Origin of the sequence: Paenibacillus sp. Root52 (genome assembly GCF_001426865.1) — a bacterium.
GTDB lineage: Bacteria > Bacillota > Bacilli > Paenibacillales > Paenibacillaceae > Paenibacillus.
On sequence record NZ_LMFO01000029.1, the window covers coordinates 68228 to 79744 of the forward strand.

The window sequence follows — 11517 nt, forward strand, 5'->3', positions numbered from 1 at the left end:
CCCACAAAAATGTTTAACGAGAACACTTCTTGCACACACTAGAACTATCGTAAGCTTCGTCAAGTGATGGAGCTAGGGAGGCAGAGGGTATGGCCAAAAGTGATGAGTTGGTAAAATATATAACACAACGTGTGGTGCATTATATTGATACTCCGAAGGATGAGCGGAAAGGGCGTACCAAACAGAAGGAACCATGGTCCATGAAATGGTTTGGCATGATTCCGTTTGGCGTGTCGCTGTGGGTTGGCAAGAAGGGGAGATCTGTGGAATCGAACTCGAGGAAAAGCTCTTCAGACAAGGAATAGATGGACGGAAGCGATTACCTTACTGAAGATCGATCAACGAAAAAACGAGGTCTGTATGCAAAATAGACGCACTTCCTGTATGGTCAGGAAAAGGCGTCTATTTTTGCATGGAAACTCTTAATCTATCATTTCAGGGGTTAGCGACATAGAATTGCCCGTCTTCCAATAGAGTATCCAATGGTACGAATCGTTGCGTGGAAGTATGTCCACCAATCGCTACATAGAAGACTGATTGTGATTGAGCCTTGTTATGCCACAATTGATAACCACTAATGGGTAAAGGGCCACCGTAAAAAATATTTCGATTATTCGCGGAATAAACAATTCCAAGCTCCTTATGAAGCTGAGTCCAGTCTTGTACACGGGTGAGCTTCACTGGTTTGGAGGTGATCCATAACAGGTTGTCCATCGGGTTAAAGGTAGGTCGCATATGAACAGAATCGATAAGCCAGGATGAGGTCGCGGAAGCATAGGTATCTATCATTACCATTGGTTTGGAAGTCGTCTCGATCTGTCTCAAAGTCTCTGAGGGTAAAAGGTCACCATTGGTGGCATCGATGTAAAGAGCTTCTTGGTTCGGTCGTTCTACCTTCCAGTAAGCGAGTAGAGGAAGAGCATAACGAAGCCCGAGCTTTCCTCCATCGGCATGTATCATCGTAAGGTTGAGGTGTTGGCGTTCTAACGCATGGCTTAACAGCTCGCGATCATAGGGTGACTGTTCTCCTAAACCGTATTCGCTAAGCTTCAAATGTCCCTGATCTGTTGCAGTAATAATCATATATCCAATTAATTTCTCTTCAAAAGTAGCCTGCACGAGCCAACTATGTGTACCTGGGCCAAGTGGAGTAAAGCTGAGTTCAGCCTTCTTCCAGTTGGACTCCCCATCTACTGAACCAAGCGCAAGAGCATGCTGATGAGCAAACTGCTGTACAGCAATAGGCGCTAGCTTGTCATGTTGGGGAGCCGTGCTGTCTTCGAGATGAGTTAATGACATGGGAGCAAGCGGAGGAGTGCTTCGATCTTCGGCACTTGCAATCGACCAGAAAGTAGATAAGGCTGCACAACTGAGTACAGTTAGAGTGATCAAGGTTATTCGCTGTAGTAGGATCCGTTGCGTAGCGTTTCGTTCCAAATAAACACCTTCTTCTTCGAGATACGGTGAATGAAACGTATCTACGAGTATTGGTTGCGTATGCGACGCTAATATTCATTCTAGGGGACGAGTTATGCAAAGGTTGCTGTAACCTGTCGGGCAACTGATTATGAATAAACACTACTTTTGCCAGCATTTGCAGGAAAAGTAGTGTCTTCGTCTATCTTAAGTGAAACATGCCGCTGCTAATAGCAGTAACCTTCACTTTGGGTTCATATTGCCAGATCATTTCAGTTCGGCGTGTCTCATATTGCAGTTTCATCGCCTCACGATCAATAACCGCCTGTTTGGCTTTTTCTCGCTCCGAATGTGCCTCAGTTTCTAACGGAATGGCTGGCTCTGCTGCCATCTCTACATCCTCACGAATACGATTATTTGTCCCCACATCATCGGTCGGTACATTCGTTCGTAGAGGGGAGGGCTCGGGTGTGGAAGAGGCATGTTGAATGTTAGAGTCAGTTATGCTCGTAGTTTCTACCTCAGGCATATCCTCGCGCAATACGGCTTCATAGTACGTATCTACAACGTCAAGCTCTAGTGCAAGCCGTTCTTTGGCTTGTTCTGCCCAGCCGTAATCAAGCTGAAGCAGACGGTTCGTGAGATGGGACTCTAACGCTGCTCCGGCAGTAGATAATGAAATTTTGGCTGCCTGCGCATGCATATTCTCTGCCAATCGTGGGCTAAGATCGCGCCGGTTAAGCTTCGCCCCGAATTGTTCAATAATCTCACCGGAACGAAGAGAGATGCCGAGAAAGTGAAGTTCCTCCCGTTTGAGATCACAGGCGAATTCCACCTTGAAACAAACGCCAAGCCAAGGTTCATAGACGGCCGGCGCTGTCGCTCGCAATTGTCGTTTGGCCGCTTGTTCGAACAGATTAACAAAAGCCCCGCCCTCACGTGCGGCATCAAAAATTTGCTGAAGTCGGCGGCTGCCATAAACGACGTCTTCACGCAAAATCCGTCCTGGTCCTAATTGCGGTAAAGACGGAGTTATGCCAAAGTAACGACCCAGAATGGTTTCTTTTGCTGGTTCAGTACCAGGGGTGCTGGTATTGGTTCCGCCACTGGCTGCACCAGATCCAACCGAAGAATTCGCCTGTGATGCTGTGGCTTCCGCTGCCTCAGTGGCTAGCTTATAAGCTTCCGGATCAAATACAAAAGTAAATGACATGGTTTCTGCTGGTGCGCCAGTGCGCTCCACAAATCCCCAATAGTACGGTCGATTCGTCAGCGCTTTATCAGCCTCGGGCGAGAGTTTAACCGTCACATGGGCGGGAGAACGTTCTATGATCTGACAATCCAAGGCTTCAAGATAGGTAAGTACATAAGCCTGAATCTCGTGGGGTGACATGGTCATAGGTTAGCCTCCTTCTTTCCGAAGATCGAGCTTGGTAATCAGTGGTACTTCATCTGCGACCTCGCGTTGGATGGAGTTCAGTGATTGTCCTAGTGAGTCCATCTTGAGCCGTAGATCCTCTTCATTTTGAGATTCTAGCAAAATTTTGGTTAAGCTTTTCTCGATGGATTCCTTCTTCTCAAGCCGCTCTAGAATCACATCTAGTCCACCGATCACCATCTCAAACATGTTAATTTTCTCATGCAGTAGATGCAGAATATGCTCTTCTATGGTGCCTGTCGTGGATAGATTGAAGATATTAACGTCATTCTGCTGTCCCAACCGGTGTACCCGTCCGATTCGTTGCTCCACCCGCATGGGATTCCAAGGCAGGTCGAAGTTAATCATATGGTGGCAGAATTGTAGGTTAATGCCTTCACCGCCGGCTTCGGTTGCAATCATGGCCTGAACTCGTCCACGGAACAGATCCATCATCCAATCCTTTTTCCCTCGGTTCATGCCGCCTCGGTAGGGTACAGCAGTAAGTCCGTTATTGCGAAAATAATTAAGGAGATACTCCTGCGTTGCCCGGTATTCGGTGAAAATGATTACTTTCTCATTCATATTGCGAATCAGTTCCATCGTTTTCTCAGCTTTGGTATTTTCCTTAATCGCTTTGATATGAGCAACCAGTTCCCAGATTTTGTCCCGAAGAGGGGAGTCGAGTGGGAGCTTCTTCGACAGGTTGACGAGTGTTACGAATACAGCATCCCTACTGCTACATACTTCTCGTTGTAATGTAACGAGTGAGAGCATGCTGCTCAGATTGCCACCAGCTTCCTGATACTGATCCTTCACAAATGAGGTCACACCGTCATACAAAGCCTGTTCTTCGGGTGATAATTGTAGATTGACGTTGGAGACATTCCGCTTGGTGAACTGAACAGGCCCTTCGCCGCGTCTGTTACGGATCATGACTTTGGACAATTCATCCTTAAGCTGTTCTTGGTTTTTCGGAACGCGCTTATCCACGACGAAGTTGGCTGCAAAATCACCCTGACGCCCAAGCTGACCCGGCTTGAGCAGGTTAATCAGATTAAACAGTTCACTCATGTCATTCTGCACGGGTGTCGCTGTAAGCAAAAGACAGTATTTTTTGCGCAATTTAAGCATGAATTGATAGTTTGTTGTTTTCTTATTTTTGAGCTTATGAGCTTCATCGATAATAATCATGTCATAATCGATATTCAGTAACATGTCTTTGTGCGGATCACGCTTGGCAGTGTCCATGGAAGCAACAACAACTTCGTTTTGCCAGGAGTATGCTTTCTTCTGAGCAACGGCAGGAATGCCGAATTTCGAATTCAGCTCTCGTACCCATTGCAGTACAAGTGAGGCAGGAACAAGGATAAGCACTTTGGATACAAGACCACGAACCATATATTCTTTGAGGATAAGGCCGGCTTCAATCGTTTTACCCAGTCCCACTTCGTCGGCGAGAATGGCTCGGCCAGACATTTCAAATAACACTTTTCGCGCCGTGTCCATCTGGTGAGGGAGTGGGGTCAGACCTTGCAAATGCTTCAAACATTGGATTTCGTCAAAATTCGGAATTAGATTCGTCTCTTCGGCCTGAATACCTAATTGAAAGAGTCGATAATCTCCCCAAGGTCCCCCTTTATCCAAACGGGATTCAAGCTGGGTAAGCCAGCTTCGATCAAACTCCAGTGGTACCGGCATTTCGGATATAGTCTGTTTGTTGTGGAGCGGATTTTTCCGGTTCATGCTGCTACCTCCCATGCCATTCGAGATGACGTTTATTCGTAGGTAATAGTATGGACGAATGAGAGACAGTTCATAACCAGATTCAGAATTCTATATGCACGGCTGTATTTTCCCAAAAAGTTCACAGAGTTCGTATTCATACGTCTGAGTGTGATTGAGGAAGCTTGTCCGAGTATTCATGAATGCGAGGAACGGCTATGATATAAATCACATGGAAAATCAATATATGGTGTAATATACTTGAATATAATCACTATATGTGGTGTTTAGTCATAATTTAATCGTAGAGCAAAATTGAACCGTTACCGTTATTCCGGGGAGGCTGAGCGTGGCGATGAAAACGAACAAACGATCACACAAGTTAGAGGGACTAAGCGAGAAAATATTTCTAGACCGATATGCCTGGAAGAACGCAGATTCGAATCATGCAAAGGTCGGGGATGTTGTATTGGTATTAACAAAGGATGACCCTAAATTTCCCACGAAGGAAGTTGGGGAGATTATAGAACGTGAGGGTCAGCTGGTTCAAGTGAGAACCCGAAGCGGAGAGATCGTCAAGACGGATGTAGAAAAGCTAACGCTTAATATAGAAAAGACACCTGAAGAGATGTGGGATCGCCTGGCTAAAGCGATGGCCTCCGTTGAATCCACCCCTGAACAACGAACGACATGGGAATCTCGATTCCGTTCGGTCTTAGACGATTGGAAGCTCGTACCAGGAGGTCGGATTGCTGCGGGTGCTGGTGCAAGTGATGAACTCACGCTGTTTAATTGTTATGTTATCCCTTCGCCCCAGGATAGCCGCGGTGGCATTATGAAAACGTTGACTGAAATGACTGAGATTATGGCACGCGGAGGTGGCGTGGGGATTAATTTGTCTTCCTTACGACCTCGCCGAGCCGTTGTTAAAGGGGTTAATGGGTCATCGAGCGGGTCCGTGTCTTGGGGTGGCTTGTTCAGTTATACTACCGGACTGATTGAACAAGGAGGAAGCCGGCGAGGCGCCTTAATGCTGATGATGAACGATTGGCACCCTGACGTGCTTGATTTTATTACGGTGAAACAAACGATGGGTCAGGTCACGAATGCGAACCTATCCGTATGTGTAAGTAATGGATTTATGGAAGCCGTTAAACAGGACGGTGACTGGGAGCTCGTTTTTCCAGATACAACTGACCCCAATTATGATAACGAGTGGAGCGGAGATCTTCAGCAATGGAGAGAAGCTGGTCGCTCGGTCATTCCTTATCGTACGGTTAAAGCGCGGGACATCTGGCGTACCATTATTGAATCTGCTTGGAAATCTGCAGAGCCAGGCGTTGTATTTATGGAGTATTATAATCAAATGTCGAACAGCTGGTATTTCAACCCGATTATCTGTACCAATCCATGTGGCGAACAGGGTTTGCCAGGGTGGGGTGTGTGTAATCTGTCAGCAATCAATTTATCCAAATTCTATGACGCAGATGCAGATGATGTAGCTTGGGGAGAACTGGCGGAGACGACACGTGTTTCGGCGAGATTTTTGGATAATGTAATTGATGCAACGCCGTATCATTTTGAAGAGAATAGACAGAACCAGCAGCATGAACGTCGGGTGGGGCTTGGTACGATGGGACTCGCAGAGCTGATGATCAAACTTCGCATTCGATATGGCAGCCCGGAGTCGCTGGAATTTTTAGATAAGCTGTATGGTTTCATTGCGAAGGAAGCCTATCTGGCATCGGCGGAGATCGCGGCTGAGAAGGGCTCGTTCCCTGCTTTTGAAGCAGAGCCATACCTACAGAGCGGTTTTATGAAAAATATGGTTGCGACGTATCCGGAAGTGGGGGAGGCTATACGGAAACAGGGCATTCGTAATGTCACCCTAATCACTCAGGCTCCGACTGGAAGTACAGGAACGATGGTGGGTACATCAACAGGTATTGAACCCTATTTTGCTTTTAAGTATTTCCGTCAGAGCCGGCTTGGTTATGATGAACAGTTTGTACCGATCGCACAGGAGTGGCTGGATGCCCATCCAAATGAGTCACTTCCAGCGTACTTTGTAACCGCGATGGATTTATCCGCTGAGAATCATATTCGCGTGCAAGCGGCCATTCAGCAGTGGGTGGATAGCTCTATATCCAAAACAGCCAACTGTCCAGCCGATTTTACGGTCGAAGATACTGCGCAACTCTATGAGCTTGCCTATGATCTGGGATGCAAAGGGGTAACGATCTACCGAGATGGCAGTAGAGATGTGCAGGTGTTATCCACTTCGAAGAAGGAAGAGGTAAAGGAAGAAGGACAAGAAGGGGCAAAAGTACAAGAAACACACGAAATACAAGAAAAGGTATTAAATAAACAAGAATCTACGTCAGAAGTAGAAGCAGGATCAGAGGCAGTAGCTGGATCGGATGTAGCAGCCACCTCTGCAAAAGTGCTAGATAAACAGTACAGAAGCCGTCCTCAGGTGCTGCGTGGAGCCACTTACAAAATTAATACGCCATTTGGAATGGCTTATATTACGATCAATGACTTAGACGGCATTCCAGCCGAAATTTTCCTGAATGTAGGTAAAGCGGGTTCAGATGTATTTGCCATGGCAGAGGCTCTTGGACGGGTCTGCTCTCTGTTCCTGCGGTACGGTGACCATGGGCATAAAGTGGAACTGCTCATTAAGCACTTGAAGGGCATTGGAGGTTCAGGAGCCATTGGCTTTGGTGTGAATCGAGTCGAATCCATTGCAGATGCAGTTGCCAAAGCTTTGGAAAGTCATGTACAGAACCAAAGTATAGAGAACGAGCCGAAATTAAGCGTAAATCACAATCATTCGGATTCCATCCATACAGATGCAGGTAATGCAGAGGCATGGAGAGAAGATTTGATCAAGGACACGAACCATGCTGCTACGCATGAATCAACAGGAGGAATGGGGCGTGCTTCTACTGCTGAATCGAGGGATTTATGTCCTTCGTGTGGTTCAGCAACCCTGATCAATCTGGAAGGATGCAAGACATGCAACAATTGCGGATACAGTAAATGTAGTTAAAATAGTTGAGTCCGAATTAATCCGAACTAAACCGCTTAATCCTTTAAATCTCATGCAAACGATTAGTGGAATTTTCTGAATTCATTGACTAATCGTTTGTTTTTTTGTTGGTAAAGCGTATGATGAGAAATACATGTGATACGCATGTGTTAGGGTATTGTTTTTGCCAATGTAAAATGAGATAGGACGTTAATTAGGAGGGGTTTTTGATGTTATCCTTAATTTTTGATATGGATGGAACGTTGTTTCAGACGGATAAAATATTGGAATCTTCACTACATGACACATTTGAGCACCTAAGGTCACAAGGGTTATGGAATGAAGGTACACCTATAGAAAAGTACCGTGAGATTATGGGGGTTCCACTGCCGGTCGTTTGGGAAACTTTATTACCCGGTCATTCTGACTCCATTAGAAATCAAGCGAATGAATGGTTCCATGCGAGATTAATCGAACATATTAGTACAGGTAAAGGGGCGCTGTATCCTGGTGTGGAAGAGTTCTTTCAGTTGTGCAAAGACAGAGAAATACCGATATACATAGCCAGTAACGGGCAGATTGAATACTTAGAATCCATCGTTAATTATTACCACTTGCATGAATGGGTTACGGAAACCTTTAGCATACAACAGATAGAATCGCAGAATAAGACTGATCTGGTACGAACCATTATGCAGAAGTATAAGATCACTCAAGGGTTGGTCATTGGCGATCGGTTGTCCGATATCCGAGCAGCCAAGGAAAATGGGTTGAGGTCTATTGGGTGTAATTTCGATTTTGCTCAGCCGGATGAGTTAGCACAGGCCGATCGTGTGATTAATAGCTTAATAGAATTAAGAACCGAGATCGATATCGCATAGATTAGAATCAATGAAGTATATAGCGTGATGGAATTGTGGAAATGCCAGTTCGAGATTGTCAAGGAGCCTAGCCTATAAAGCTCTTATCTAGTAAACGCTTGTAAAATTTACCCTTTTCGGCGCTTGAGTCCTAGGCTTCGAGATGCATTTATGAGCAAAACTTTCAATCCGGCAAAGGATAGGTTTATAATGGTTAGTGGCTGCTGAGTAAGTCGGCAGCCTTTTTCCATGGATTACATGTTTCTTAACCGTAAAATATGAGGAATCTCTCATTTGACAATGTAAGGTAATATTCTCCATTCGATGAAAAGCACTGTATTAAGCTATAAATATAGAGTATGATTTTACAGCTATAGAAGCTTGGAAGATAAAGTTACATCGTTTTAAACTGTTGTAACTGTTCTTGTAAATTCTGCCGAATTGATCGAGCGTATACTGTGATATAAACGCATGGTGCGATCAGATGAATCTGACTATGTTATCCACGTCGTGGATTAATAATATTAATGCTATAGATGCAACGCAGAAGATATGTTACACGTCTTCTTTAATGTGGAAATGAAAGATGAAAGGTGCAATACGTATGTTAAAGACAACGAGAACCAGTACCACTGCGAGCTTCAAATTGCCCCAGACAACGAAGATGTCAACATGCATGAGTAAGGAGGGGCACAGCATATGTCACAATCTTTGAGTAGCAAGCGCCACATGAACGGATTGGATGGTTTACGAGCCATCGCGGTGCTTGGCGTAATTGCGTATCATTTGAATTTAGATTTTATCCCTGGTGGATTGCTCGGTGTGGGCATATTCTTCGTACTATCGGGTTACTTGATCACAGACATTCTCCTGACACAATGGAAGGAACATGGCCGAATTTTACTCGGTGACTTCTGGGTAAGACGGGTGAGAAGACTGTTACCTGGCATGTTAACGATGACAGCAGTTGTTATGATCTGGTTGCTCTGCACCGATCCTTCCCGGTTGGCCGCTCTTCGTGGTGACATTGTCGCAGGGGTGTTATACATAAGCAATTGGTGGTATATCTTTCATCATGTATCCTATTTCGAAAGCTTTGGTCCACCGTCCCCATTTGGCCATTTCTGGTCGCTAGCTGTAGAAGAGCAGTTCTACATCGTGTGGCCTTTATTGATGGTCGCGGCAATTGTTTTATTCAAACGTAAGGGATGGCTAGTTGTCTTTATTGTGATCATGGCTGAATTATCAGCAGGTGCAATGGCAATTATGTACAACCCGGATCTGGATCCAAGCAGGGTCTATTACGGAACAGATACCCGTGCATTTGCACTACTAGCGGGTGCTGCGCTAGCCGTAGTCTGGCCTAGCCGGAAGTTGTCTTCGTCACTTGCCAATGGTAATCGATTGGGCATGGATGCAGCAGGTATAGCTGCTCTATTACTGTTAATCTATATGATGCTGAACTCCAGTGAATACGATTCTTCGTTATATCAGGGCGGCATGGTAATCCAAGCTATTGCAACGACGATACTAGTTGCTGTACTTGCGCATCCTTCGTCGTTCTTGGCACGGATCATTGGTGCTAAACCACTACGTTGGATTGGTGAACGTTCATATGGGATGTATCTGTGGCATTATCCGGTGATCGTACTGACGAGCCCAACTGTAGATACGGGTGGAGCACACCCGGTGCGAATCATTCTACAGGTACTGGCAACGGTTGTTCTGGCATCACTATCACTTAAATATATTGAGAACCCCATTCGTTATAATGGATTCCGTAACACGTTATCCAGGATGTGGGGGCGAGGTCATCGGCATGGAGTTTCCCACATGTGGTGGAAACGTTCGGCTCTCGTTCTCTCCATGCTCCTGATGATTGTAACGGTGTCACAGATGGTGATTGTCTCTGAAGCGAATTCAGATTCCCATTCGGAGTCCATGTCAACTACGCTGAACAGTGATCATTCGGTCACGGAAGAGAAGGGACAAGATGTTGTGCCCGCAACGGTCGCTCCATCAGACCCAGGTAATAAGCAAGATGAGAAGACCGATAAGCCGGTTGCAGGATCAGATGATCATTCAGGTAAGAATGACCCACCTGCCAATCCGCCAGATTCCTTCTCCAAGCCTGAGGAGCAAGCAACGGATGGAGGTAAAGAGACACCTACGGAACAGCAAGATAACAGTGGAGAATCCGGAGAGGGTACGGAAGATTCTATCGATCAGGCTGCCCAGTCACCAGAGGAATCTGATCACACATCGGATGAGCCTAAAGGGGAAACCAATTCACCAGCTACAGACGAGAAAATCCGCTATACAATCATCGGGGATTCAGTCATTCTCGACGCCAAGCCTTATCTGGAACAGACGATGGCAGGCGTGCACGTAGATGGGCATGTTGGTCGTCAGATGTGGCAGGCTGCGGATGTATTAAGTGAATTGAAAAAGAACAATCAGATGGGCAGTAAGGTTATATTGGAACTAGGTACCAACGGGTCATTTAATTCCAAAAATTTAAAATCGGTTCTCGAATTTTTGAAGGATGAGGAACATGTGTATCTAGTTACGGTACGCGTGCCTAGACCTTGGGAACGGACAGTTAATAAAGCATTGAACGAGGCAGCTACAGAGTATAGCAATGTCTCACTCATTGATTGGAACGCTGCGAGCGAAGGTCAGGATGCTTATTTTGAAAAAGATGGCGTGCATCTCACGGCTGAAGGTTCAGAAGCTTTTGCTGCGCTCGTGAAAAATAGTATCAAATAAATGGCTTGAATGAGCCGATTCTGCTTCAACCTTATTAAGCACTTATTCAATTCATTATGTATTGAACATTATTTGCTAACATATCAACGAAAATGTTCATGAAACAGCCCTCCTAGTGAGGGCTGTTTTTTTACCAATCGGATGGGTTTATAAGTCACATTTCAGCTATTCTTAACGCTAAACATCGGATTACGCTACGCTTAGAGAAAAGAGAAAATGCACTCCAAAAATAATTTTACTTAATATAAGTAAAATCTTATTGATTTTTTACTAAAAATAATGATAAATTAGTAATG

The 11517-nt window shown here is 45.3% G+C and carries 7 protein-coding genes; 4 read left to right on the forward strand and 3 right to left on the reverse strand.

The genetic code is table 11. From position 1 onward, the window contains the following. Positions 1-89: 89 nt before the first annotated feature. Complete coding sequence (locus tag ASD24_RS21390) at positions 90-305, forward strand: YqzE family protein (protein WP_056700343.1); 216 nt, start codon at positions 90-92, stop codon at positions 303-305. Positions 306-435: 130 nt separating this feature from the next. On the opposite strand, the gene ASD24_RS21395 is transcribed toward ASD24_RS21390, so the two are convergent. From ASD24_RS21395 to ASD24_RS21405, 3 genes are all read right to left on the reverse strand, one after another. Continuing rightward, a complete protein-coding gene (locus ASD24_RS21395) occupies positions 436-1437 on the reverse strand; it encodes a hypothetical protein (RefSeq protein ID WP_056700345.1) in 1002 nt (333 codons plus the stop codon). A 181-nt stretch (positions 1438-1618) separates the two neighbouring features. Continuing rightward, positions 1619-2815: a YqhG family protein gene (locus ASD24_RS21400; protein ID WP_056700348.1), complete on the reverse strand. Its 1197-nt coding sequence runs from the start codon at positions 2813-2815 to the stop codon at positions 1619-1621. A 3-nt stretch (positions 2816-2818) separates the two neighbouring features. Continuing rightward, the gene (locus ASD24_RS21405; RefSeq protein ID WP_056700351.1) at positions 2819-4579 is read right to left on the reverse strand and encodes a DEAD/DEAH box helicase; all 1761 of its coding nucleotides are present in this window, start codon (positions 4577-4579) and stop codon (positions 2819-2821) included. 334 nt (positions 4580-4913) lie between these two features. Here ASD24_RS21405 and ASD24_RS21410 point away from each other — a divergent pair, with 334 nt between their 5' ends. From ASD24_RS21410 to ASD24_RS21420, 3 genes are all read left to right on the forward strand, one after another. After that, positions 4914-7613, forward strand: coding sequence for an adenosylcobalamin-dependent ribonucleoside-diphosphate reductase (locus tag ASD24_RS21410; protein WP_056701124.1), 2700 nt, complete (start codon positions 4914-4916; stop codon positions 7611-7613). 206 nt (positions 7614-7819) lie between these two features. Next, on the forward strand, positions 7820-8473 hold the full coding sequence (locus ASD24_RS21415; protein WP_056700353.1) for an HAD hydrolase-like protein: 654 nt from the start codon (positions 7820-7822) through the stop codon (positions 8471-8473). Between the two features lie 678 nt (positions 8474-9151). Continuing rightward, on the forward strand, positions 9152-11221 hold the full coding sequence (locus tag ASD24_RS21420) for an acyltransferase family protein (protein ID WP_056700355.1): 2070 nt from the start codon (positions 9152-9154) through the stop codon (positions 11219-11221). Positions 11222-11517: the final 296 nt, after the last annotated feature.

Bases quoted from the DNA above. Each gene is read 5' to 3' on its own strand.
- ASD24_RS21390 (WP_056700343.1), top strand. From the start codon at position 90: ATGGCCAAAAGTGATGAGTTGGTAAAATATATAACACAACGTGTGGTG.
- ASD24_RS21400 (WP_056700348.1), bottom strand. From the start codon at position 2,815: ATGACCATGTCACCCCACGAGATTCAGGCTTATGTACTTACCTATCTT.
- ASD24_RS21405 (WP_056700351.1), bottom strand. From the start codon at position 4,579: ATGAACCGGAAAAATCCGCTCCACAACAAACAGACTATATCCGAAATG.
- ASD24_RS21410 (WP_056701124.1), top strand. From the start codon at position 4,914: ATGAAAACGAACAAACGATCACACAAGTTAGAGGGACTAAGCGAGAAA.
- ASD24_RS21420 (WP_056700355.1), top strand. From the start codon at position 9,152: ATGTCACAATCTTTGAGTAGCAAGCGCCACATGAACGGATTGGATGGT.